This is a genomic window from Holophagaceae bacterium (assembly GCA_016720465.1).
Classification (GTDB): domain Bacteria; phylum Acidobacteriota; class Holophagae; order Holophagales; family Holophagaceae; genus JANXPB01.
The window spans coordinates 376,814-400,619 of the sequence record JADKKO010000001.1; the positions used below are offsets into that span (position 1 = coordinate 376,814).

The window sequence follows — 23,806 nt, forward strand, 5'->3', positions numbered from 1 at the left end:
GTTTTCAAATCAAGGAGTGCGCCATGGCCACCGCCCGCGTGAAGGAAATCCTTTCCTGGTATTCGTCGGAAAATCCTGGCGTGAAGGCGAACCTGGCGCGACTCATGAACCATGGGAGGCTAGCAGGCACGGGCAAGTTCGTGATCCTGCCGGTGGATCAGGGCTTTGAACACGGGCCCGCGCGTTCCTTCGCGCCCAATGCGCCGGGCTATGACCCCCGCTACCACGTGGAACTGGCCATCGAAGCGGGCTGCAACGCCTACGCGGCGCCGCTCGGATTCATCGAACATGTCGCCTCGGATTACGCGGGAGAGATTCCGCTGATCCTGAAATTGAACAATTCCGATTCGCTCTCCAAAGGCATCGAGCCCTGCAGCGCCGTCACGGGCTCGGTGGAAGATGCCTTGAGGCTGGGCTGCGCCGCCATCGGCTACACCATCTATCCCGGCAGCGGGGACCGCAACATTCAGTACGAGACATTGCGGGAACTGATCCTGGAGGCCAAGTCGGTGGGCCTGCCGAGCGTGGTGTGGTCCTATCCGCGGGGCTCAGGGCTCAGCAAGGAAGGCGAAACCGCCGTGGACGTGGCGGGCTACGCGGCGCAGATCGCCGCCCAGTTGGGCGCGCACATCATCAAGATCAAGCCGCCGAAAAAGCATCTGGAAGGGAAGGAAGCCGCCGCGGCTTTCGAGAAGGCGGGCATTCCCATCGAAACCCTGGCGGACCGCGTGCGCGAAGTGATCCGCAGCGCCTTCCACGGCCGGCGGATTGTGATTTTCAGCGGCGGCGAGGCCAAGGGCACCGAAGAAGTGCTGGCGGAAGTCCGGGAGATCGCCGAGGGTGGAGCATTTGGCAGCATTATGGGGCGCAACGCCTTCCAGCGGCCCCGGGCCGAGGCCATCGAGCTGCTGCACGCGGTCATGGAAATCCACGCGAAGCTGGGTGGGTGATAGGGCAGGGCTAGGCGGTCGTCCGGAGGCGCCTCTTTCCCTGGCGGATTTCCAGGGCCGGAGTAGGATGGCGGCACCTCTCCAAATCCCCAGACCCCGGCCCCAGCCCGTTGCGGACGGCACATCCAGCAGGAGCGATCATGTATGCGATTTCGGTATCCATGGCAGTGAATCCTCCGGGTGTGAAGCCGCTGCTCACGCTGGGAGAGCTTTGGCGGGGGCTGGAAGTGAAGGCCGAAGATCCGGTGCCCTTCGTCCCCGGCATGGAGTCCTGCAAAATCGTGAGCCGCACCGACGATGGCTTCATCCGGGAGGTGGTGGTGCGAGGCAACACCTTCCAGGAGGCCCTGACCTTCACGCCGCCGGTGCAGATCCTGTACAAACGGATGAAGGGCGAGGACAGCGGCTGGATCATGAACACCCTCAGCGAAGGACCCGCCGGATTCCTGCTGACCTATACCATCGCGCTGAGTTTCACGGGCGTCTGGCCGGGCTCCGATGAGGAAAAACAGAAGGGCGACGAGGTCCTCTTCAACTACGCCAATGCCCTGCGCCAGACGCTGGAATCCATACGATCGAGAATGGCCGAGGGGACGCTGTGATTTCCTTTTTTCGGTCGTGCCGCGGGATTGGACCAGATTTTTGATTGTTATTCGATTCGTCGATCAAGGCATGGGAATAGACGGAGCCAAGCGCTCTTCCTCCCTGTTCACCTTTGCATCGGGGATTCCGAAGCGGCATCAGTCCCTTCGGCTGAGCAGCCGCAGGATGGTGAGGAAGAGGTTGTAGATGTCCAGGTAGAGGCTGATGGACACATCTACGGCATTCCTTCCGGTGGCTGGGATGCTCAGGGCGCGATGGCAGTCGTAGCCGATGTAGAGCGTGAAAATGCCCGCCGCCAGCCAGTCGATCCATCCGGCCGCCGCGAGGGAAGGCACGAACATGGAAACCAGGCGCAACACCACGAGCGCGAGCAAGGATGCGAAAAGCACTCCGCCCAGCTTCGCGAAGATGTTCGGGTAGCTCAGGCCCAGCAGCGTCATCACGCCCACTGCGCAGCCCGTGAGCATCAAGGCCCGCGTCACCAGCGCCATCCCGCCGATGCTGATGTAAACCGTGAGGATCGGTCCCAGGATCAGGCCCATGGGAATGAGCAACAGGTGGTAGCCCAGCAGGGCCACGGGCACTGATTTGGCGCGGCTGGCGACGAAGATGCCCGCCATGGGCAGTCCCAGGGCCAGCAATAGCATCAGCAGGAGTCCAGGCTGGAACTTGATCTGCATGGCCCAGGCGGCCAGCGCGGCATTGAGCGCCAGCCCGTAGAACGTGAGCCCGCCGATGAGTCCCAGGAAGGCCCGGCGCGACAGGGAGTCGGTTCCGATGCGGTCCCAGACGCTGGCGTCGGAGGAGAGAAGTGAACGTTGCTGAGGGTCGGCCATGTTGCGCTCCAGCCTTCTATGGTAACCCCTGCGGCATCAGGCCGAGCTCCTCGCGGTGCGCGTGCAGCACGGCGATGATGCGGGCCAGGTGCCCGTCCTCGGTTCCGCCCGCTGCGTCCATGAGCATGCGGAGGCCTTCGGCGACCTCGGCCCGGTCCACGCCCGCTGCGAAGCTTTTGTCCTTCAGTTTCTTCTTCACCGACCGCGGCTCCAGACCCTCGGTGCGGGTGGGCCGCACCAGGGCGCAGGCCATGCAGAATCCGGTGATTTCATCAGAGGCGATGAGCGCCTTGTCCAGCAGCGAGTCGTAGCTCACTCCCCAGCGGGTGTAGTGCGCGCTGACGGCATGGGCGACGGCGGCTTCGCCCCGCGCTTCCAGCCAGGCCACGATGCGTTTTGGATGTTCCTCGGGCCACTGGTCATAGTCCGCGTCGTGCAGCAGGCCCGCGATGCCGAAGGGCTCGGCATCGGCGCCGAGCCCGGCGCCCAGATCCCGCATCACCAGCTCCACGGCCCGGGCATGGACCCGCAGTTTTTCGGAGGGCGTCCAGTCGCACAGCAGTTGCCAAGCTTCATCTCGGGTGATGGTCATGGTCCGGTCCTTGGCAAATGGCTGCTGGAATCAGATATCCAGATGAGCATTGGGGAAAAAGGAGTTTGCATGGATACTACTTTTATTTATTGGTATTTAGCATCTATGAGCAACTCTGCGAGTGTTTTTATTCAATAAACCGGAATCACCGGCCTCAATGCGCCAGTCTCCGGATCTCCGGAATAGCGGACCCGCTCCAGGAAGAGGCCCGCGGCGGGGGCAGCGAGCCTGCCCCAGCGGAGGTTGGCTTCTTCGGTGGGTGCGTTCAGGTCCGCGAGGATGCGCGCGGGATCTTCATCTCCCAGCGCGCAGGAGACCGCTGCGCCCACCATGCGGCGCACCTGGCTGCGGAGGAAGTGGGTGGCGGTTATTCGCAGCAGGACGAGCGAACCGGATTCCGCGGCTTCGCAGGCCCGGACCTGGACCATCGGCGCTTCCCCGGGTTCCAGGTCCGCGAAGGCTCCGAAATCGTGGTTGCCCTGGAATGCGCCCCAGGCCGCCAGGAGGCTGCGGGGATCCAGAGGGCGCTTCACCCACCAGATGTAGGGCTTCGCGAAGGCGCTGCGGCGGCGGCTGATCTGGTAGAGGTAGCTGCGTTCCATGGCGTCGTGGCGGGCGTGGAAGGCGCTGGAGCAGGGCCGCACCTCCCGGACCGCGAGATCGTGGGGCAGGGCATCATTGAAGAGGCGCTGCAGTTCATGGGACTTGGGCGCGGCCTTGGCCGCCAGATGCAGGTGGGCCACCTGGCCGAGCGCGTGCACGCCGGCATCGGTGCGGCCCGATCCCATCAGCGCCAGCGCGTCGCAACCGGCGTCATGGAGGATTTTTTCGAGAATGCCCGCCACAGTGCGGACGCCCGCGGCGGTCTGCTTGGGCCCCTGCTTCTGCCAACCGGCGAAGCGGCCGCCATCGTACTCGATGAGCAGGCGGAAGGCCGTGGCCTCCTGGGCAGGCCTCGGTCCCCGCTGGGGCTTTGGCAGGCTGCCCGCACGGCGGTGGTCCTGACCGGTTTTGGGGGATGGCGGGAATCCTTTTGGCGGTCCGCCCGGCCTGGGCTTCACGGCTTGGTGACCACGCTTTGCACTTCCCGGAGAAAGGAATCGGGATCGTGGATTGGCTTGGACAGGTAGCCCTCGGCGCCTGTTTCGGCGAGGAATTTCTCCCGATCGCCGTACATGGCATGGGCCGTAGCCATCAGCACGGGGATCTTGGCGGATTCGGGATCGGCTTTGATCAGCTTGGTGATGAAGATCCCATCCACCTTCTTGCCCTGGTAGCTGCTCCGGGCGAGGCTGATGTCCATGATGATCCCGGCCAGCGTGCCGCCTTTGGCCAGGGCCAGGATTTCTTCCACATCCTCGCTGACGATCACTTCGTAACCGCCCATGCGGGTCAGAACAACCTCGATGAACTTGACGTTGATCGGGTCGTCCTCGACCAGCAGAATTTTCTGAGCCATCGGAATCCTCAAATGCGATCTTACCAAGGATCGCAAAGACCGCGTTCAAGCCCTTGCGATAAAAACATCCAGGTCAGTGGGATGGTGGACCGGGAATGGAATGTTGTATGAAAATAGCCTGAACAGCACTGGGCATTCTGTATCAACTTCTATGCCGATGATGCGGCATAGAAGGGTAGACGAGTCAAATGCTTAACGCCTGATAATTCAGTTGCGGCTTAAAAACCATTATCACGGGCGATTTCCAATTCCGCCAACAATTCAGCCGGAACCCTCAACCCGCCCCATCCTGTGCCGAGTTTCAGACCGGGCTTGTTCGCGCCATGGTAGTCGCTGCCGCCGCTCCTGGCCATGCCGAGCCGCGCGGCCAGGGCATTGAAGTAGATCTGCTCGGAGGGGCTGTAATCGCCATAAAAAGCCTCGAATCCGGCCATGCCTTGCTTCTGGAGTTTCGGCATGGCTTCATTCCAGATGAATCCGCGGCCAAAGCGTCCAGGATGGGCCACCAGGGGGATGCCGCCCGCTTCCCAGATCCAGCGGATGGCTTCGGACGTTTCCAATTCCTCCCGCTCGACGTAGCCTGGCGCGTGGTCGCCCACATAGCGCTGGAAGGCGTCCGGCGGCGAACTGGCCGCGCCGCACGCCACCAGCGCCTTGGCGAAATGGGGGCGGGCGACCAGGGCCGTCGGGGCCTGGGCCTGGACCAGCTCCCAGGTGATGGAAACGCCCATGGACTGGAGCTTGCCCACCATGCGCAGGTTGCGGTCTTCCCGGCGCTGGCGCAGATCCACTAGGCGTTTCCGGAGCGTAGCGTCCTGGGGGTCCAGGAAAAGGCCCAGCACGTGGAGCGAGCGTCCCAGGAAACGGCAGCTCAGCTCGATGCCTGGGATCAGCCTGGTTTTCACCGAGGGCTGCTGCCCCAGGAACCGGGGCAGGCCATCGAGGGTGTCGTGGTCCGTGAGCGCCAGGGCCGCGAGGCCGGCTTCCACGCCCATGCGCACCAGTTCCTCCGGGCTATCAGTGCCGTCGGAGAAGAGCGAGTGGCAGTGGAGGTCGAGCATCGGGACGGGTCGCCGCGGAATGGCCGGCGGGCGCCCCAGGCGCTGGCCGGTCCTACTGGATGAGGGAGGATGCTTTCCGTTCGTCTTCCAGTTCTTCCAGGGCCAATCGCCGGAACAGCTGGACATCCATCAGCGAGAAGATGCTCATGTAGGCGAAGCCGTTGAAGAAGAGCACCAGGAACGGGACGGAGGCCCATTTTTGGATCATCACGGAGAAAATGACGGCCGCGAGGTAGTACAGAGCGAAGGCGGCTTCCAGGAAGGTGACCAGGCTCTTGGGCACCTTGTAGGCGTGCTTGCTCAGGGTCTTGCCTTCGGCGTCCATGCCCAGTTTCGGCGTGCGCTTGAATTCCTTGTCGTCGGTGAAGAAGCCTTCCAGCACGGCCTTGGTCTGGTTCATGGCCAGGCCGATGCCCAGGCTCATCAGGGCGGGGATGTACTTCAGCCGCTTGGTCCAGCCGCTGTTGTCCGTGAGTTCCTTCTGGGAAAGGCCGAAATAAAGGCCGACGCTCACGGCGTTCAGCAGGAAGAAGGGCCCGTCGGTGGCCAGCAGCACGTACCAGGGCGTTCCGGCCCGCAGGACCATGCACGGCACCATGATGACCGCGAGGATGACCATCAGGAGGTAATTGCAGTTGGCTGTGAGGTGGAACCAGCATTCCAGCTTCGTGTGCAGGCTCTCGTCGCTCATCCAGATGGTCTTCATGAGCTTGCGGATGACCTGGGCATTGCCCTTGGCCCAGCGGTGCTGCTGGCTCTTGAAGGCGTTCACGTCCACGGGCAGTTCGGCGGGGACGACCAGATCCTTGAGGTAGACGCCCTTCCAGCCTTTGAGCTGGGCGCGGTAGCTGAGGTCGGCGTCCTCGGTGATGGTGTCGTGCTGCCAGCCGCCGGCGTCGGCGATGGCCGCAACGCGCCACATGCCTGCCGTGCCGGAGAAGTTGAAGAAGGCGTTCGAGCGGTGCCGCGCGGTGTGTTCGAAAATGAAGTGGCCGTCGAGCAGGATGCCCTGCACTTGGGTCAGCAGGCTGAAGTCCCGGTTCATGTGCGCCCAGCAGCCCTGCACGAAGGCCACCTTGTCATCGGCGAAATGGGGCACCGCCTTGCGGAGGAAGTCCGCCGTGGGCAGGAAATCCGCGTCGAACATGGCGACAACCTCGCCCTTGGCGGTTTTCAGGCCATTGGCGAGGGCGCCGGCCTTGAACCCCGTGCGGTCCGTGCGATGGATGTAATGGATGTCGAAGCCCAGCAGCTTGTACTTGGCGCAGACCGCCTCGGCGAACTTGACGGTGTCGTCGGTGGAATCGTCCAGCAGCTGGATCTCCAGTTTCTCCTTGGGCCAATCCATGGCGGTGACGTAGTCCACCAGGCGTTCCACCACATTCATCTCGTTGAACACCGCCAATTGCACGGTGACCATGGGGAGATAACCGGCATCGCCCTTGGGCTGGGGCACATCTTTCTTATGGCGGTAATAGAGCAGCAGCATCCACAGGCGGTGGGCGCCGTAGATGCTGAGGATCGTCAGGATCGAAAAGTAGGCGACGAGGACGACAGTCTTCAGTGCTTCCATGGTCGGGTGGGCCCTTTCCGCAAGGCGGGTTGAGTTCACATACACGAGAACGCCTTATTTTGACACGTTTCCTTGGAAAAACAAAAGTTTTTATCGGCTTTGTCAAGCGCAACCTCCCTTATTTCGGTACGATTTTCGAATCAACTTTCCAGGTGACCATGGACGGACCCCAGAACTCATTGCCCTCTGCCATCGGCCGCTACGAGATCAAGCGGCTCCTGGGTTCCGGAGCTATGGGCAGTGTTTACCTTGCCGAAGACCCCCGCATCAAGCGCAAGGTGGCGGTCAAGGTCGTGAAGATGGATGCCATGCGCAGCGATGCGGACCGGCAGGAATTCATGCTGCGGTTCCAGAGGGAAGCGGAGATCTCAGGCCTGCTGAACCATCCGGGCATCGTGGCGATCTACGACGTGGGCGAAAGCGCGCTCGGGCCCTTCCTGGCCATGGAGTTCGTGCCCGGCCAGCCGCTGGACGACCTCATCAAGTCCGGCGCGCCCTTTCCCATCAAGGACAAGCTGCGGATCGCGGCCGGCGTCGCCGAAGCCCTGGACCACGCCCACGCGGCGGGCATCGTCCACCGGGACGTCAAGCCGGGGAATGTGATGATCACCGAGGATGGGCGCCCCAAGCTCATGGACTTCGGCATCGCCAAGCGGGAGGACGCGAATCTCACCCAGACGGGGACCTTCCTGGGCACCCCCAGCTATGCCAGCCCCGAGCAGATCCGCGAAGGCACCGTGGACGGCCGTTCGGACCAATTCAGTTTCGCCGTGCTGGTGTTCGAAATGCTCTCGGGCGTTTCGCCCTTCCCGGGCAATTCCATCAACACGATCCTCTATCGCATCGTCAACGAGCCGCCCATCGAGGTGCAGCCGCCGGTGCTGGGCATCCTGCCCGGCGGATGGCAGCGTATCTTCTTCCGCGCCCTGGCCAAAAAGCCCGCGGACCGCTATGCCTCCTGCGGCGCTTTCGTCAAGGACTTGATGGACGCCACCACCGAAATCGAGAAGGACGAACGGCGTGAACTGCTGGGCATCCTGCGCATGGGCGGCGATGTCCCCATGCCTCCCATCGTGTCCAGGGCCAGCGACGAAACCATGATGGAGCCCTCGTCTCCCTCGATCATGGTGGCGCCGCGCAAGAACAACGGCGGCCTGGTGGCGGCCGGCATCCTGCTCCTCGGATTGGCGGGGGCCGGCGGCTGGTATGTGCTGAAGGGAGGCACGCGGGTCATGGTGAAGTCGGACCCGCCCAAGGCCGCGGTGTTCATCAATGACAAGAAAGCCGAGGGTGAGACCCCCGTTTCCGTGCCGCTCAAGGCCGGGGACAAGGTGCGCATCGAGCACAAGGGCTTCGAGGCCGCGGAATTCACTTTCGCCGCGGGGGACAAGCCAGAACCGAAGCTCAAGCCCATCGTGCGCGAAATGACCCTGAACTCCGACCCGGCCGGCGCTTCGGTGACCATGGACGAGAAACTCCTACCGGGCACGACGCCGGTCAGGGTCACCTGGAACGAAGGCGTGACCCACCACCTGACGCTGCAGAAGGGCGATTCGCTGGGGTTCAACCACGACTATGCCGTGGGTGAAAAACCCGGCGACACGCCGTTGGTGCTGAGGCATCCCGACGATGTGTCCCCCCTGGATCCCACGGCGGCCGCGACCCTCAAGCTGAGCGGAGGATTCTCCGTCCGCCTGCGGGTGGACGGCAAGGACATGGGCGAACTCACCTCCTCGCGGCCGGTCGCGCTGGCGCCGGGCGTCCACAAGCTGGATCTCAGCAACGCCGCGGTCTTCTACCGCGATTCCCGCAGCATCACCGCGTCGCCGGGCCAGAGCATTCCCATCGTTGTGCCGGGCACCGCGAAAATCACCGTGGAAACCCACCCCGGTTCCGACAAGGTCTCCGTGGATGGCACGCCCACCCCGGTTGAAAGCGATGGCAGCGGGTCCATCACGGTCAGCCGCGGCCGCCATGTGATTTCTGTCCGGGGCACCAAGCAGCCGGTGGATGTCAACGGCGACCAGAAGGTGTCGTTCAAGATCTGAGGCTCCGGGTTCCAAAAAGAACGAGGGTCCGCGGTGCGGGCCCTCGTTCCATGTTTGTTGATTCCGGGCGCTACAAGTTCGCGATGATCACATCCGCGAAGCCGCTGCACTTCACTTCGATCGCGCCTTCCATCTGGCGGGCGAAATCGTAGGACGGGGCCCCCTCCGCGATCGCGAAGCGGGAGCGGGAGCACAGTCCTGTGGACTGTGCGATCGGGGGGTGGTCAGCGTGACCAAGATTTCGCGCTACAGATTCGCGATGATGACATCCGCGAAGCCGCTGCACTTCACTTCGATCGCGCCCTCCATCTGGCGGGCGAAATCGTAAGTCACTTGCTTGCTCGCGATGGCCTTGTCCATGGCGTTGATGATGGCGTCGGCGGCTTCGGTCCAGCCCATGTAGCGCAGCATCATCTCGCCGGAGAGGATCACGGAGCCGGGGTTCACCTTGTCCAGGTTGGCGTACTTGGGCGCGGTGCCGTGGGTGGCTTCGAAGACCGCGTGGCCCGTGACGTAGTTGATGTTGCCACCGGGGGCGATGCCGATGCCGCCCACCTGGGCCGCCAGGGCGTCGGACAGGTAGTCGCCGTTGAGGTTGAGGGTCGCGATGACATCGAACTCATCGGGCCGGGTCAGCACCTGCTGCAGGGTGATGTCGGCGATGGCATCCTTGATGACGATGCCGTTGGGCAGCTTGCACCAGGGACCGCCGTCGATCTCCACCGCGCCGAATTCCTTCTTGGCCAGCTCGTAGCCCCAGCGCATGAAGCCGCCCTCGGTGTACTTCATGATGTTGCCTTTGTGCACCAGGGTGACGCTCTTCTTCTTGGTGTCGATGGCGAACTGGATGGCCGCGCGCACGAGCCGCGCCGTGCCTTCCTGGGACACGGCCTTGATGCCGATGCCGCAGGACCCGGGAAAGCGGATCTTCGCGAACTGCTTGGGGTAGTTCTCCTTCATGAAGGCCAGGAATTTCGCGGCGTCCTCGGAGCCCTGCTCGAATTCGATGCCCGCGTAGATGTCCTCGGTGTTCTCGCGGAAGATGACCATGTCCACCTTTTCGGGGTGCTTCACGGGGCTGGGCACGCCCTTGAACCACCGCACCGGGCGCAGGCAGACGTACAAGTCCAGCTTCTGGCGCAGGGCCACGTTCAGGCTGGTGATGCCGCCGCCGATGGGCGTGGTCAGCGGGCCCTTGATGCTCACCAGGTAATCGCGGCAGGCCTGCACCGTCTCTTCGGGAAGCCAGGTGTCGAACTGCTTGAAGCTCTTTTCGCCCGCGTACACCTCCATCCACTGGATCTGGCGCTTGCCGCCGTAGGCCTTGGCCACCGCCGCGTCGAACACGCGCACCGAGGCTCTCCAGATGTCCGCGCCCGTGCCGTCGCCTTCGATGAAGGGGATGATCGGCCGGTCCGGAACGTGGAGCTTGCCGTTTTCGATGCGGATCTTTTCGCCGTTCGCGGGCGGGGTGATCTGGACTGCGGCCATGGAATTCTCCTAGAAATATCCTAGAGCAGCGTCCCATGAAGGCACGACCGGATCAAGCATTCATCAGGGTTTCAGGGCTCACCGCAGGGCGAGGATGGAGACTCCCGGACCACGGTTCCGCCCTTCATGTAACGCGGCTCGAAGGGGCAATGGCGGCATTTTGAGCCACAGCAATATCCGCGGCGGAGGTGATGCTGTTCCGTGAAGACCATGTACGGGCCTTCCCAATAGTGATCGGCATCACAGGCCATTCAAGCCAGCGCCGAGACGGGCATCGGCATTCCGCTGGCCGCCCGGACCTGCCCTTTGGACATGGCGAAATCCATGCGGCCGAGATTGATGCCGCCCCAGCCGACCTGGAAGACATGCGTCTCCCCGCGTTCCTGTTGGATCTTGGTGGGCTGATCCAGGAAGGTGTGGCTGTGGCCGCCGATGATGGCGTCGATGCCCGGCACCTGCTTCGCCAGGGTCAGGTCGTCGATGGCGTCGCCCTGGAGGTCGTAGCCCAGGTGCGACAGCAGCACTACGAGGTCCACTTTCTCTGTTTCGCGCAGGTGGCGGATGACCGGCTTCAGCGCCTCTTCCGGCGCGCGCCATTCCACACCCTTGTGGTTCTCGGGCGAGACGAGCCCCTGGAAGTCCACGCCCACGCCGGTGAGGCCCACCTTGAAGCCGGGGAATTCCTTTACCAGCCAAGGCGAGAGCCGCGCGGCCAAGGCCGGCGCGCCCTTGCAGTCGAAGTTGCAGTTCAGGAATGGGAACGTCGCGAAGGCCATGGCCTCCAGCAGCATGGCGATGCCGTTGTCGAAATCGTGGTTGCCCAAGGTGGAGGCGTCGTAGCCGATCTTGCTCATGAGCTCGAAGTCCAGCTTGCCTTTGTACTGGTTGAAGTAGGGCGTGCCCTGGAAGGTGTCCCCGGCGTCCAGCAGCAGCAGGTTGGGGCTCGAGGCCCGCAACTGCTTCACCATCGTGGAACGCCGGGCCATCCCCCCTTTGCCCGAGGCCTGGCCGCTGCCCGGCCCGAAGGGGTCGATGTGGCTGTGGGTGTCGTTGGTGTGGAGCAGGGTGATGCGCGAGGCAAGGCGCGGATCCGGGCTGCCTTCGGCGCCCCTAAGCGCGAGCTGGCTGGCCGCGGCGGCAGTGGCGATTGATGCGAGGAAATCACGGCGTTCCATATCAGCCTTCCAATCGTTTAATCTCTCAACTTCTCCAACTTCCTAACTTTTCAACTTTTCAGCTTTTCGACTTTTCAACTTTTCAACTTTTCAACTTCTTACTTGCCTAGTTTATGTTCGCGGGCCGCGGCGTAAAGCTCGGGAAGGATGTTGTAGCGGCCCAGGGGCGGCGCTTCCAGAGGCTTTCCGGCCTTGGCCAGGTCCCCGCAGGCGTCCAGCAGCATCTGGCGCATGGCCACGCCGGTGGTGAAGGGGCGGCGGCCATTTTTCAGCGCGGGGATGGCGTCGCCGCCGTTGTACAGGTAGTCCGTGGTGGCCGCCGTCACGACTTCGTCCGGCTTGATGGCGGTGCCATCCTCCCAGGTGATCAGGAGATCGGGTTTGTCCACCGTTCCGGACAGGACCACCTTCACGCCGGAGCTGGGTTCGCTTCCGCGGTGGAGGATGCCCTGCTTGATGGCGTCCATCACGTCCTGGCCGGTCATCTCGATGGTCACCAGCTCATTCTCGAAAGGCATGACGCCGTAGATGTCCGACACTTTGAGCTGCCCCGGCGGGAGATTGGCGCGAAGCCCGCCGCTATTGGTCATGGCGAATTTCACGGGCTTGCCGGCCAACCGGGCGGCCCGGGCGCGCATGGTGTCCGTGACCCAGTAGCCCAGCAGGTTCTCCTCGCCGTTGCGGCCCCGGAAAAGCCCCTTGGGACACGCGCAGAGGGGCAGGTCGAAGGTGGCCTTGATCTCCGCCTGCCGGGGCGCCAGGACCGCCATGATGGCCGGGTCGTCCGCGAATTCCTGGACCACGCCGACGGACTGAGCCTGGAGCAGTCGGGGGGCCGCCTTCGTATCTCCGACAAGGGCCGATGCGGCGGGGGCTGGTTTGGGCAGTGGCGCCGGTGCCACCTTCTGGCAGGCCAGGGGAGCGAGCGCGAGGATGAGCGCCAGTATCGATGTATCAAGCTTCATTTGTTCCGCCCATCCCGGATGTCCCGACCTGCTCGACGGAAATGGCCAATTTTCGGGCCACTTCCAGTTCCGCCCTCACGTTGCGAACTTTTTCATCCTGCCGCCAGAAGAGCGCCGCCAGGCGCAGGAACCAGCCCAGCATCCAGGCGTTGACCACCGCCGCGGCCAGCTCCAGCAGCAGGAACACCTGCACCCTTCTAGCGCTCCCGCCTCCCAGGTGCCAGCCGATCCAGATCGCCAGGAACGCAAGGCCCGCGCGCAGCGCCACGCCGCCGACAATGAGGCTCGTCCATTGCACCGGGTGCATCCAGAGCCGCACGAAACTGCGGCCCCAATGCCGCAACAGGCCCTTGGCACCCGCGCCGCGGCCCACGCGGCAAAGCCACCACTGAAGGCTCAGGGCTGAAACGAAGGCCATGGAGATGAGCGGGATGCCGATGAAGGCCGCCCAGCCGAGGCCCTGGATGCCCGTGCCCCGCAAGGTGGCCAGGATCCAGCGCGTCAGGCCGAACACGATCCCCAAGGGCACCAGGCCGATGAGCAGGGTGTCCAGCAGGCCCAGGAACCAGTGCCTCAGGCGGGCCCGGAACCCCAGGCAATCCGCCTGCATGGCCCATCCGGACCAGAACACCCATACCAGGCAAACAATCGCGAGAAGGGGCAGGGCCGAACCGAAGGGCTCGTGCTTCATGCCCCCGTTTTCCATGAGCTCCCAGATGTCTTTGGCGGTGAGGTGCTCCCCCCAGTTGTTCGGCAGGGAACTGCCGCCCGGCGAGCCCGGAAACCCCGCGAAACCGCCCAGGTGCCGGGCCCACACGAAACTCGTGAGCACTTGGAACGCCGCCCAGGCCGCCATCAAGTGCCAGGACCATTTCGAAAGCCCGCCGCCCACAGCTTCCTTCATGAAGCTCCAAGGCCCGCGCGGCTTCAGGGGATCCTCGGTGTGGATGGTCGATGGGCGTTCAGGCAGCGCGTCGGTAGGGGGTGGGATAGAATCCATCCCTCCATATCACCATAGGTGAGGCTTCACGTCCGTAATGAACGTGTTGACAAGTCCCTCCCGTGAATGCTGAGATACCTTTCATGACGTTCGTTTCCGGCACCTTCGCTCCCGCGGCCTATCTGGGCTGGTGGTGGCGCCGTTGCTCGGACGGGGACGCTACCACCTAGCTGATTTTTTCTCCCTTCCGAGCCCGGTTCCTTTTTGGACCCGGGCTTTTTCATTTGGACTTAAATCCCCATGCTGCTGCGCCGCCTGCTTCCCGCGGATCTCATCACGCCCCTTTCGGCCTTCCTGGCCCTGAAACCCGCGGGCGCCAGCCTGCTGCTGGAATCCTGCGATCTGGGGGAGCGGGTGGGACGCCACAGTTTCGTGCTGCTGGAAGGGCAGGGGGAAGTGCGCCTGGAGCCGCCGGGGAAGGACTGGGTGGAGGCGCTGCGCGAGCTGGCTTCCATTGCTCCGTTGCACAGCGAATCGGATGCTCGGGCGGATCTACCCGGCCCCCGCGAGGCTTTCCCCATCGGCGTGGGCTGCGCGGGCTACGTGGGTTTCGAGGCCATCGCCGCGCTGGAACCGAGCCTGCCGCTGCCCGCGAAGAACAGCCTGGGGCTTCCCACGGTGTGGATGCGGCGCTTCGAGGCCGCGCTGGTGTTCGACCACCTGCATCAGGTGGCGGAATTGCAGGTGCTGTGCGCCGATCGCAGCCAGGGCATGGCGCGGCTGGATGAGCTGGCGGAGCAGTTGACCCAGGTCGCCACGCCCGTGGAACCGGCGCATCAATCCAAAGCCACGGCCCAACTCAGCCAGGCGCAATACGAAGCTTTCGTCATGGCTACGCAGGAGCGGATTCTGGATGGCGATGTCTACCAGATGGTGCCCAGCCACCGCGTGCGCGTGGAGGATCCGCCTTCGCCCCTGGAGGCCTACCGGCGCCTGCGTCGCCTCAATCCCAGCCCCTATGCGTTCCTGCTGGAATGGGATGGTTTCGCGCTGGTGGGGGCATCCCCGGAAATGCTGGTGCGCGTTTCCGAAGGCCAGGCCGAAACCCTGCCCATCGCGGGAACGGTGGCCCGGGGCGGCAGCGATGAAGAGGACGCCGAGCGTTTCGAGGCACTGAAGCGCAATCCCAAGGAACTGGCCGAGCACCAGATGCTGGTGGACCTGGCGCGCAATGATCTGGGCCGCATCGCCATTCCCGGCGGCGTGCGGGTGGAAAAGCCCCTGGCCTTGCAGCGCACGAGCCACGTGCTGCACCTCACCACCACCGTGAAGGCCACGTTGAAGGATGGCCTGGATGCGCTGGATGTGCTGGCCTCCTGCTTCCCGGCGGGCACCGTGAGCGGCGCGCCCAAGCTGCGCGCCTGCCAGCGCATCGCCGAGCTGGAAGGCGACATGCGCGGGCCCTATGGCGGCGCGCTGGTGCGCCTCGGCGCCGATGGCGCCCTGGACACGGCGCTCATCCTGCGCACTGCGATCTATGCGGGCGGCGCGGCGTATTTGCAAGCGGGGGCGGGCGTGGTGCGGGCATCTAGCCCCGCATCGGAATACCGCGAGACCTTGCAGAAAATGGGCGCCGTGGCCGAAGCCCTCGGCGTGAATCTTTCGGAGATGGCGACATGATCCTGCTGATTGATGCCCTCGACAGCTTCACCTACAACCTGGTCCAGGCCTTCGAAACCCTGGGCGCCGAAGTCAAGGTCGTGCGCCACGATGCCATCACGCTGGAAGGCGCCAAGGCCTTGGCTCCCGAGGCCGTGGTGCTATCACCGGGCCCCGGCCACCCATCCGAAAGCCCCGGCCACATGGCCATCGCGCAAAGCGATTGGAAGCTCCCGGTGCTGGGGGTCTGCCTTGGGCACCAGGCCCTGGTGGCGGCCAGCGGGGGCCGCGTCATCCGCGCCCGGGAACCCCTGCATGGCGAAGCCACGCCGCTGCGGCATGAAGGCACGGGACTCTTCGAAGGGCTGCCCCAGGATCTTCCCATCGGCCGCTACCACAGCCTCATCGCTGAGACATCCAGCCTGCCTGCGTGTTGGCGCATCACGGGAACGAGCCCCGGCGGCGAGATCATGGCCATCGAGCACAAAACGTTGCCCCGTTGGGGGGTGCAGTTCCATCCCGAAAGCATCCTCACGCCGGATGGTCCGGCGCTGCTGGCAAATTTCCTGAAGCTGGCTGGGGTGGCGGGACGTTGAAGAGTTGAAGAGTTGAAAAGTTGAAGAGTTGAAAAGTTGAAAAGTTGAAAAGTCGAGAGTCGAGAGTCGAGAGTCGAGAAACCACAGCCCACTGCCGAAAGAATTCCAATGACCTTGCTCACCACGCACAACCCAATCCAACCCTTGCCGCCTGCTACGGCTCGGGAATTGATGAAGACTTTCATCGACCAGGACACCGACGCGCTGCTGGTGGGGGCCTGCCTGGCGCTGCTGGCGCAGCGGATCCCCGAAGCCGAGGAATTGGCGGCCTTTGCCGGAGCCTTGCAGGAGGTCGCCATTCCGTTTCCGGATTCAGGCATGCGCGTGCTGGACACCTGCGGCACCGGCGGCGATGGCGCGTCCACGGCCAATCTGAGCACCCTGGCGGCCCTGCATCTGGCGCATCTGGGCGTGCCGGTGCTGAAGCATGGCAACCGCGCCGCCACGAGTTTGTGCGGCTCGGCGGATCTGCTGGAGGCCCTGGGCTACGACCTGGCCCGCTCCCCTGAACAATTGCTGGCCGATCTGCGGGAGCGACGCTTCGCCTTCCTCTTCGCCCCGGCCTACCACCCGCTGCTGGGCCGCCTGCGGGAGATCCGCAAGCGCCTGGGCATCCCGACGATTTTCAACCTCCTGGGTCCCCTGCTGAACCCCGGCAAGCCGCAATTGCAGCTGCTGGGTGTGGCGAAGGAAGCCCTGGTGAAACCCATGGCGGGCGCCCTCGCGCAGGGGTCCGTGCAGCGGGCCTTCGTGGTCCATGGCAAGGACGCCGAAGGCCGGGGGCTGGACGAAGCCTCCATCGAAGGACCCACCGCGCTCCTCGAAATCCGGGATGGCGCGTTGAAATCCGCGCAGGTGCTGGTTCCCCGCGAGCTGGGGATTCCGCAGCCGGCCAAGAACGCGCTCCGCGTGGAGGACCGGGCCGAAGCGCTGATGGTGGCGAGAGGTCTGCACGGAGGCTCCAGCCATCCGGATTTCCGCCCCGCGGTGGCTGATGCGGTGGCCCTCCAAGTGGCGCTGGGGCTGGTGTTGCACCGGGAGGCGGGACTTGATTCCCTGCCCGATTATTTCCGCGAAGCCAGGAATTCCCTCGATGGTGGATTTGCCCTGCCGCTCCCGACCAGTGTGGAGGTGCGCTGATGGACGCTTTCCCGAGTCCCCAGGATCTGGTGCAGGGCACTGGCCTGGCGCCCAGTTCGCACCTTCAGAAAGTGCTGCTTTCGGAGTTGGAGCGCCTTCCCCAACTGCCCTCGGCGGCTGGCTCCCCAAGAGCGCCGCTATCCGCGGAGGAATGCGGTCCCTTCGAATCCGCGCTGCGCGATGCCTTTTCGAGGGCAGGCGGCGCCATCATCGCGGAATACAAGCAGGGCTCGCCCTCCCTGGGCCCCTTCGCGGCCGGGACCTCCCTGCAGGGCCAGCTCACGGCCTACCGGGAAGGCGGCGCCGCATGCTTCTCGATCCTCGCCGAGCCCCGGTATTTCCAGGGTTCCAGCGGCCATATCGCCCAGGCCGCGGAACTTGGTGTGCCAAGCCTCTACAAAGGGTTCGTGATCTCCGAGGGGCATCTTTTCGATGCCGCGGCATCGGGCGCGCAGGCGGCGCTGCTCATCGCCCGGGTGCTGAAGGAGCACACCGCGATCTTTGCGGAAGCCGCCCGGGCGCTGGGATTGGAACCGCTCGTGGAGCTGCACGACCTGACGGAAATTCCCACGGCCCAGGCCTCCAGGGCCCGCCTGGTGGGCATCAACGCGCGGGATCTCTCCACCTTCACCCTGGGCGCGCCCTCCGCTGCGCCCCTCCGGAAAGCCTTCCCCAACGCGGTCCTGATCCGTGAATCGGGGCTGGCCACACCGGAGGATGCGGTGGAAGCCTTCTCGGTGGGCTTCGATGCGGTGTTGATCGGCGAGGCCCTGATGCGCAGCGCCAATCCGAAGGGCTTCCTGGAGCGGATCCTGGCGGGGGCCAGGACGCGGGCGGCTTCGTGAAGGTCAAGATCTGCGGCCTGACGAATGCCGCCGATGCCGCCTTCGCCGCGGCCGAAGGCGCGGATTATCTGGGCTTCGTGGTGCATCCGCCCAGCCCGCGGCATTGCCCGGACCTGGCCGGGGCCGCGGGCGGGGTGCTGGACCGCGCCGTGCTGGTCACGGTTTCGGACGACGCCACGGCCATCATCCGGATGGCAGCCGCCGCGGGCATCCGGAACATCCAGCCCCACGTGTCTAAAGATCATCGGAAGGAAGTTGTACAACGACTAAAATGTGATGGTTATTTCATAATTCTCCCATGGACTGATGAACAGGCACAGGAGATCCTGCCGGTGGATCTCCACATCTGGGAGTCCGATCCGAAGGAAACGGGCCTGGCAGGCGGCTCTGGGCGCACCCATGGGATGCAGTTCCCGCCGCCGGGCCCCTACCTTTTGGCGGGCGGGCTCGATGCGGACAACCTGTGCAGCCGCGCGGCCCTCATCCCGGCGGAGGCCCGGATCCTCCACCAAGGCTTCGATGCGGCGAGCCGGCTGGAGCTGGCGCCTGGCATCAAGGATCCCGCGAGGGTCCGGGCCTTCATCCAAACCGCCAAATCCATGTTCAACGAGGCTCGCCATGCACGCGACTGAGTTCCTGCTTCCAACCCGTTTCGGCACCGGGGGACTGGGAGGCTGCTACGCGCCGGAGACACTCATGCAGCCCCTGCTGGATCTCGAAGCAGCCTTCCGGAATGCTCTGGATGATTCATCCTTCCTATCTGAATTAAAGTATGAATTGCGTCATTTCGTCGGGCGTCCGACGCCACTCACCTCGGCCCCCCGGCTGGCCGCCAGTCTTGGCTTGAAAGGCCTTTTCCTCAAACGCGAGGATCTCACCCACACCGGCGCGCACAAGATCAACAATGCCATCGCCCAGGCCCTGCTGGCGCGGCGCATGGGCAAGCTGGAGATCATCGCGGAGACCGGCGCGGGCCAGCATGGCGTGGCCGCCGCCGCCGCCTGCGCCCGCCTGGGCCTGAAATGCACGGTCTACATGGGCGTGGTGGACATGGCCCGGCAGGCCCCGAACGTGGCGCGCATGCGGCTCTTCGGCACGGAGGTGGTTCCGGTGGAAGCGGGGCAGGGGACCCTGAAGGAAGCCGTGAACGAAGCCCTGCGCGCCTGGGCCGCGCGCTGCGACAAGGCCCACTACATTCTGGGCAGCGCCCTGGGGCCCCATCCATTTCCGACGATGGTGCGCACCTTCCAGACGGTCATCGGCGAGGAAGCCCGGGCCCAGGCACTGGAACAGACCGGCGCCCTGCCGGAAGCGGTCATCGCCTGCGCCGGGGGCGGCAGCAACGGCCTCGGCTTGCTGGTGCCCTTTCTCGGGGATGGACTGCGCCGGTTCGCGGTGGAGGCAGGAGGACACGGGCCGGCCCTCGGCGAACATGCAGCCCGGCTGGACGGCGGGCGCATGGGCGTGCTGCACGGCTGCAAGACCCTGCTGCTGCAGGATCAGCATGGCCACACTGCCGAGACCGCCAGCATCAGCGCGGGCCTGGATTATCCGGCCCTGGGCCCCGAACTGGCCGCCCTCGCGCTGGATGGACAGATCGAAGTGCTCCGCGCTTCCGACGACCAGGCCTTGGCGGCGGCGCAACGCTTGTGCGAAGCCGAAGGCATCTTGCCCGCGCTGGAATCGAGCCACGCCCTGGCCCTGCTCCCGGAACTCGCAACGCGGGGCTTCGCGACGGTCCTGCTGGGCCTTTCCGGGCGCGGGGACAAGGACCTATCGACCTATCAAACAAAACTAGGCATTTAGGGAACAAAAAACATGAATAATTTGCTTCCTTTCATCATGGCTGGCGACCCTTCCCTGGAGTCGCTGCCGGGCCTGCTGGCCGAAGCCAGGGCCCTCGGCATCGAAGCCATCGAGATCGGCCTGCCCCATAGCGATCCCATCGCCGACGGCCCCGTGCTCCAGGCTGCCGCCCACCGCGCCATCCTGCGGGGCGCCACGCCTTTGCGGGTGCTGGAAACGCTGGCCGGAGCGGCGGAAAGTCCCGATCTGATCCTCTTCACCTACTTGAATCCCCTGCTCCAGATCGGCGCGGAACGCCTGGTCGGGCTGCTGCGGCGCACGCCCGTGAAAGCTTTGCTGGTGGTGGATCTGCCGGATTCCGAGGAACCGGAATTCGAAGCCGCGCTTCGATCCGCGGGCTACCCCATGATCCCGCTGCTTGCGCCCACCACGGATCTGGAACGGGCCAAGAGCCTGCTGGACCGCCGCCCTGATCCCGGTGCCGGCCATCCCTTCGCCCAGCGTTTCGCTTATGTCGTGGCGCGATTGGGTGTCACCGGCACCGGCGGCGCCCCGGACCTGGCGCCGGTCCGGGAGCGTGTGGCGGCCCTGCGAACCCTTTCGGACCGGCCCCTGGTGGTCGGCTTCGGGCTGAGCGATCCCCGGGTCCTGGCGGAAGTGCGGACCATGGGGGCGACCCCCGTCATCGGCAGCGCGCTGGTCCAGGCCCTGGCGGAAGGAGCGCGCCTGGGGGACTACTTGCGGCCGCGGATGGGTTGAAGCGGCTTCCTCGCTGCCGGATCAGGGCAGCGGTCCAGCGGGCGCGATGCTCCCGCGAACATCGGCGAAATCATGCCGCACCGCCTCCAGGCGGGCGCGGTAGGCCTCCATATCGCCGTAGTCGAAGAAGCGGCGGTAGCGGCTGTGGATCGACTTCGGGCGCAGCGCATGCTTGATGGGGCAGAAGTGCTGCTCGGTGCGGGCCGCGACCTCAGAGACCAGGGCCATGAGGCCGTTGAAGTAGCTGCAGTAGAAACAGCCGACCTTTTCGATCCAGTTCAGGTAGGGCAGGGGCCGCCGGTCCATCACCATGTAGTCCCTTCGCTTCACCCGCGGAATTCCATAGGCCGGGAAGCAGACGAACTGGTAGAGCATCACGAACAAATCCAGGAACAGGGCCGGGAAGATGCCTGCGTAGATGACGGGCGACACTAGGTAGGCCAGCAGCCTTCCCTCCCAGAGCCAGACATGGACCCGCTTCCGGCGGGCCCGGTGGGCTTTGCGGATGGTCTCCTGGATGCGGACCCTCCGGCCTTCCAGGTGGTAGCCCTGGCCTTCCCTAAGGCCGTTCAATTCTTCGAGGATCTCCTTCTCGAGCGCCTGGAGCCGTTGCTGGAGATCATCCATCCGGGTCATGAGGTTCTCCCGAGCCGCTTCTCGGGACAGCCGCCTAAGTCAGCATTGGTTCAAAGCCATCGGATCGCCATGAATGTTTATAGCAAGTTGCATAGGCGCGCGGGGGGGCGGCGGGGGGGGGGTGGTGAATTTTTATCTTTTCGGATGCAATTTCGTATTCGAGCGTGGCTTCCAGGCTGGAGAGGGCATCGGCATCGCTCGGGAATGGTTCATTCCCCGGGATCCCAGGCCTCCAGTTCGCCTCCCGCCACGGCCTGTTTGAGGGCTTCCCAGTCATCGGTGGCCTGGTCCGCGTAGCGCAGGGCGAAGGAGGATAGGGCCTCCAGCAACTCTTCGCTTTGCCCCAGATACCCCGCGATCCTGGCGGGATCGCCGCTGCGGGCGTGGGCCTTGGCGAGCACCGTGCCGCAAAGCTCCAGATAATCCCCCAGGATCGCGCCGGCCAAGTCCTGCACCTCGATGCTGGCTTTGTGGTCGGACCACTGCTTCACCAGGAAGGGCGCGCCCAGGACGGTGGTCCAGCCCAGGAAGGGATCCGCCCAGGTCTGCATCCGGTGCTGGCCTTCGGCGGTGTGGCGTCCAGGATGAGGAGTGATAGCCCCATTTAAATATTGTTCCCAAACACTGCCATGTTGGGCTTTGAACTCAATAAATAAGGAATCATCCAAGCCGTTGCCATGGGCCAGGACCAGCACGTCCATCATCCCCAGGGAGCCGCAACCCGCCACCCGGCGGCCGCAACAGACGGGTTGGTAGCCGTCCAGCACCTGCTGGCGCGCGGGGCCCAGGGTGCCGTGGTATTCGCTGAAGGAAGCAAGGAAGGGACTGGCCTCTTCGTCCGTGAGCGGCCGCAGGAAGGGCCCTTTGGTCCTGAACCGCGGTCCCGGGTCGATGGCCTTTTCCAGGAGCTTCTGGGGCGTGTCCCGGCGGGCCTTTTCGAATATGGGCGCCAGGGCGCCGCCATCGTTGTGCGGGCCGACCTCCTCCCGCGAGAGCGCCACGATGCCCATGTCCGCAAAACGGTCCATGCCTGCCATGTATGCGCGGGTGCAGCGGTTGGTGGCCTCCAGGCAAGCAATGTCCGTATGGCCGGCTTCGCGTCCCGCCAGGACTGCGCTGGCCAGGAGCCGCTTCAGATCCCATTCCCAGGGGCCGCGGCAGGTCTCGTCGAAATCATTGAGATCAAACACCAGGCTGCCGTCCTGCTTTCCGAAGGCCCCGAAATTGATGAGATGGGCGTCGCCGCAGAGCTGGCAGTGCAGGCCCGTGGTGGGCCAGGGCGCGAGATCCATGGCCATCAGCGCCGCGTTGCCCCGGAAGAAATAAAAGGGCGACTGGGCCATGCGCCCCCACCGGATGGGCAGCAGGGCCGGGTCCCGATGCGCCACCGCAGCCCGCAGCAGCGAAATCGGCTCAGGGCGGTCCACCGCGGCCGTCCAACGTCCCTGGTCGGCCCGCTTCAGCTGCTCCCGCAGGGCCTTGCCTGCGCTCCTCCGGGCTTCGGGACCAAGCCTCGGCATCATGGGTTCGTCTTTTGGATCACGGGGATCAGGGGCAGGCCCAGGGCCCTAAGGGAGAAGTTCAGGTTGTCGACGATCCTGGGGCGTTCATCCAGGGGCGCGCGGCCTTCCACGAGCAGGCGCTCGCAGAGGGTTTTCGACAGGGGGTACTGGCCCGTCCAGTAGGCCAGGATGGACCATTCGTCCAAGGCTCTCCAGGTGTACACGGAATCATCCAGGAACAGGATGTCCTCCGGCCGCGGAATGGCCGCGGCCTCCTTGGCGAAGCCAAAGCCCTGGGAGTACCGGTGCCGGGCGCGGCAGTAGGCGGCCAGATAGCAGAGCGCCTCGGCCCTGATGGGCCGCACCCGATGGGCCGTCATATAGGCCCGGATCACGAGCTCCTCGTCCATATCGAGCTGCTGGCTGAGTTTGGCGACCTCCAGGAGCGAGTACCAAACCTCCTCATCCCAACCGCCCATGGCCGCCCGCCGCAGATAGGCCTCCCGCGCTTTCAAGGGCTGCGCGGAATCACGGTAGCTCTGGGCCAGGTAGAAGGCATAGCGGGCGTTGTCCGGTTCCTCCGCCAACGCCGTTTCAAGCAGTCTCGCGTCCTTCTCGAATTTCAGCGGGTCCTGGCTGCGGGCCCCGTCCGTATTCACCCGGATGTAGGGGCCTTCCAGCACTTCCGGCTCGTAGGGCCCGCCGCAATCCAGGTGCTCGTGCAGGACGCCCTTGTAGCGCCAGGGCAGGCGGTTGGCCGCAAGGCTCGCGCGATGGTAGGTGGACTCGCCATCCCGCAGCACCACCGTGTAGATGTCTGCGGCCAGGTCCGGCATCCGCCATCCTTCCGGGGCGACGAATTCATTGTCGGCATCGATGAATATCAGGTAGTCCGCCTTGCTCCGGGCCAGCTCGGCCGCCTCGCTGCGGTTGTGGCCGAAGTCCTTCCAGGGCCGCTCCACCAGCTCGCCGGGGATGTCTTTCATATGGTCGCGGATGATGTCCTGGGTTCCGTCGGTGGAGCCCGTGTCCACAATGAGCCAGGCCTGGATGAAGGGCCGGATCGAATCCAGGCAGCGGCGGATCACCCTGGATTCGTTCTTCACGATCATGTTCAGGCAGAGCGTGGCCATAGTCCCAAGCTCAGCACAGATGGGCGGTGCAGGGAAG

The 23,806-nt window shown here is 64.6% G+C and carries 24 protein-coding genes; 10 read left to right on the forward strand and 14 right to left on the reverse strand.

The genetic code is table 11. The annotated features are described in order from the left end of the window. The first annotated feature begins 23 nt into the window (after window positions 1–23). Both IPQ13_01665 and IPQ13_01670 read left to right on the forward strand, forming a co-directional pair. Window positions 24–950, forward strand: a complete 927-nt coding sequence (locus IPQ13_01665) for a class I fructose-bisphosphate aldolase (GenBank protein MBL0209613.1) — start codon at window positions 24–26, stop codon at window positions 948–950. 140 nt (window positions 951–1,090) lie between these two features. Beyond that, a complete protein-coding gene (locus IPQ13_01670) occupies window positions 1,091–1,552 on the forward strand; it encodes a DUF1857 family protein (GenBank protein ID MBL0209614.1) in 462 nt (153 codons plus the stop codon). Between the two features lie 138 nt (window positions 1,553–1,690). Here the strand turns inward: IPQ13_01670 and IPQ13_01675 are convergent, their stop codons facing one another. From IPQ13_01675 to IPQ13_01700, 6 genes are all read right to left on the reverse strand, one after another. Then, complete coding sequence (locus IPQ13_01675; GenBank protein MBL0209615.1) at window positions 1,691–2,389, reverse strand: Bax inhibitor-1/YccA family protein; 699 nt, start codon at window positions 2,387–2,389, stop codon at window positions 1,691–1,693. Window positions 2,390–2,405: 16 nt separating this feature from the next. Then, a complete protein-coding gene (locus IPQ13_01680; GenBank protein ID MBL0209616.1) occupies window positions 2,406–2,975 on the reverse strand; it encodes a metal-dependent phosphohydrolase in 570 nt (189 codons plus the stop codon). Between the two features lie 137 nt (window positions 2,976–3,112). Beyond that, on the reverse strand, window positions 3,113–4,042 hold the full coding sequence (locus IPQ13_01685; protein MBL0209617.1) for a tRNA pseudouridine(38-40) synthase TruA: 930 nt from the start codon (window positions 4,040–4,042) through the stop codon (window positions 3,113–3,115). Beyond that, complete coding sequence (locus tag IPQ13_01690) at window positions 4,039–4,440, reverse strand: response regulator (protein MBL0209618.1); 402 nt, start codon at window positions 4,438–4,440, stop codon at window positions 4,039–4,041. Before IPQ13_01690 ends, IPQ13_01685 begins: the two co-directional genes overlap by 4 nt. 218 nt (window positions 4,441–4,658) lie before the next feature. Then, on the reverse strand, window positions 4,659–5,501 hold the full coding sequence (locus IPQ13_01695; protein MBL0209619.1) for a PHP domain-containing protein: 843 nt from the start codon (window positions 5,499–5,501) through the stop codon (window positions 4,659–4,661). Between the two features lie 52 nt (window positions 5,502–5,553). Beyond that, window positions 5,554–7,065, reverse strand: coding sequence for a glycosyltransferase (locus IPQ13_01700; GenBank protein MBL0209620.1), 1,512 nt, complete (start codon window positions 7,063–7,065; stop codon window positions 5,554–5,556). A gap of 167 nt (window positions 7,066–7,232) precedes the next feature. Between IPQ13_01700 and IPQ13_01705 the strand changes: the two genes are divergently transcribed. Then, a complete protein-coding gene (locus tag IPQ13_01705; GenBank protein MBL0209621.1) occupies window positions 7,233–9,122 on the forward strand; it encodes a serine/threonine protein kinase in 1,890 nt (629 codons plus the stop codon). 246 nt (window positions 9,123–9,368) lie between these two features. Here the strand turns inward: IPQ13_01705 and icd are convergent, their stop codons facing one another. The 5 genes from icd to IPQ13_01730 form a co-directional block, all read right to left on the reverse strand. Then, window positions 9,369–10,613, reverse strand: a complete 1,245-nt coding sequence (gene icd / locus IPQ13_01710) for an NADP-dependent isocitrate dehydrogenase (GenBank protein ID MBL0209622.1) — start codon at window positions 10,611–10,613, stop codon at window positions 9,369–9,371. Between the two features lie 71 nt (window positions 10,614–10,684). Beyond that, complete coding sequence (locus tag IPQ13_01715; GenBank protein ID MBL0209623.1) at window positions 10,685–10,864, reverse strand: hypothetical protein; 180 nt, start codon at window positions 10,862–10,864, stop codon at window positions 10,685–10,687. Beyond that, a complete protein-coding gene (locus IPQ13_01720; protein MBL0209624.1) occupies window positions 10,865–11,788 on the reverse strand; it encodes a metallophosphoesterase in 924 nt (307 codons plus the stop codon). Between the two features lie 98 nt (window positions 11,789–11,886). Then, entirely contained in the window at window positions 11,887–12,753 is an 867-nt protein-coding gene (locus IPQ13_01725) for a 5'-nucleotidase C-terminal domain-containing protein (protein MBL0209625.1), read from the reverse strand. Next, the gene (locus tag IPQ13_01730) at window positions 12,743–13,753 is read right to left on the reverse strand and encodes a hypothetical protein (protein ID MBL0209626.1); all 1,011 of its coding nucleotides are present in this window, start codon (window positions 13,751–13,753) and stop codon (window positions 12,743–12,745) included. The genes IPQ13_01725 and IPQ13_01730 overlap by 11 nt, the downstream gene beginning before the upstream one ends. A 240-nt stretch (window positions 13,754–13,993) precedes the next feature. Between IPQ13_01730 and IPQ13_01735 the strand changes: the two genes are divergently transcribed. The 7 genes from IPQ13_01735 (at window position 13,994) to trpA (ending at window position 20,498) form a co-directional block, all read left to right on the forward strand. Next, window positions 13,994–15,373 carry an anthranilate synthase component I family protein gene (locus IPQ13_01735; protein ID MBL0209627.1) on the forward strand — a complete coding sequence of 460 codons (1,380 nt, stop codon included), beginning with the start codon at window positions 13,994–13,996 and terminating at the stop codon, window positions 15,371–15,373. Then, complete coding sequence (locus IPQ13_01740) at window positions 15,370–15,948, forward strand: aminodeoxychorismate/anthranilate synthase component II (protein ID MBL0209628.1); 579 nt, start codon at window positions 15,370–15,372, stop codon at window positions 15,946–15,948. Before IPQ13_01735 ends, IPQ13_01740 begins: the two co-directional genes overlap by 4 nt. A gap of 171 nt (window positions 15,949–16,119) precedes the next feature. After that, window positions 16,120–17,088, forward strand: coding sequence for an anthranilate phosphoribosyltransferase (gene trpD, locus IPQ13_01745; protein ID MBL0209629.1), 969 nt, complete (start codon window positions 16,120–16,122; stop codon window positions 17,086–17,088). Next, window positions 17,088–17,933: an indole-3-glycerol-phosphate synthase gene (locus tag IPQ13_01750; GenBank protein ID MBL0209630.1), complete on the forward strand. Its 846-nt coding sequence runs from the start codon at window positions 17,088–17,090 to the stop codon at window positions 17,931–17,933. Before trpD ends, IPQ13_01750 begins: the two co-directional genes overlap by 1 nt. Then, the gene (locus IPQ13_01755; protein ID MBL0209631.1) at window positions 17,930–18,565 is read left to right on the forward strand and encodes a hypothetical protein; all 636 of its coding nucleotides are present in this window, start codon (window positions 17,930–17,932) and stop codon (window positions 18,563–18,565) included. The genes IPQ13_01750 and IPQ13_01755 overlap by 4 nt, the downstream gene beginning before the upstream one ends. After that, window positions 18,552–19,739 carry a tryptophan synthase subunit beta gene (gene trpB / locus IPQ13_01760; protein ID MBL0209632.1) on the forward strand — a complete coding sequence of 396 codons (1,188 nt, stop codon included), beginning with the start codon at window positions 18,552–18,554 and terminating at the stop codon, window positions 19,737–19,739. The genes IPQ13_01755 and trpB overlap by 14 nt, the downstream gene beginning before the upstream one ends. A gap of 12 nt (window positions 19,740–19,751) precedes the next feature. Continuing rightward, entirely contained in the window at window positions 19,752–20,498 is a 747-nt protein-coding gene (gene trpA, locus IPQ13_01765) for a tryptophan synthase subunit alpha (GenBank protein ID MBL0209633.1), read from the forward strand. A 21-nt stretch (window positions 20,499–20,519) separates the two neighbouring features. Here trpA and IPQ13_01770 read toward each other — a convergent pair whose 3' ends face one another. The 3 genes from IPQ13_01770 to IPQ13_01780 form a co-directional block, all read right to left on the reverse strand. After that, window positions 20,520–21,134 carry a hypothetical protein gene (locus IPQ13_01770; protein ID MBL0209634.1) on the reverse strand — a complete coding sequence of 205 codons (615 nt, stop codon included), beginning with the start codon at window positions 21,132–21,134 and terminating at the stop codon, window positions 20,520–20,522. A 209-nt stretch (window positions 21,135–21,343) separates the two neighbouring features. Next, a complete protein-coding gene (locus tag IPQ13_01775) occupies window positions 21,344–22,657 on the reverse strand; it encodes a DUF2252 domain-containing protein (GenBank protein ID MBL0209635.1) in 1,314 nt (437 codons plus the stop codon). Continuing rightward, window positions 22,654–23,748, reverse strand: a complete 1,095-nt coding sequence (locus tag IPQ13_01780; GenBank protein ID MBL0209636.1) for a glycosyltransferase — start codon at window positions 23,746–23,748, stop codon at window positions 22,654–22,656. Before IPQ13_01780 ends, IPQ13_01775 begins: the two co-directional genes overlap by 4 nt. Window positions 23,749–23,806: the final 58 nt, after the last annotated feature.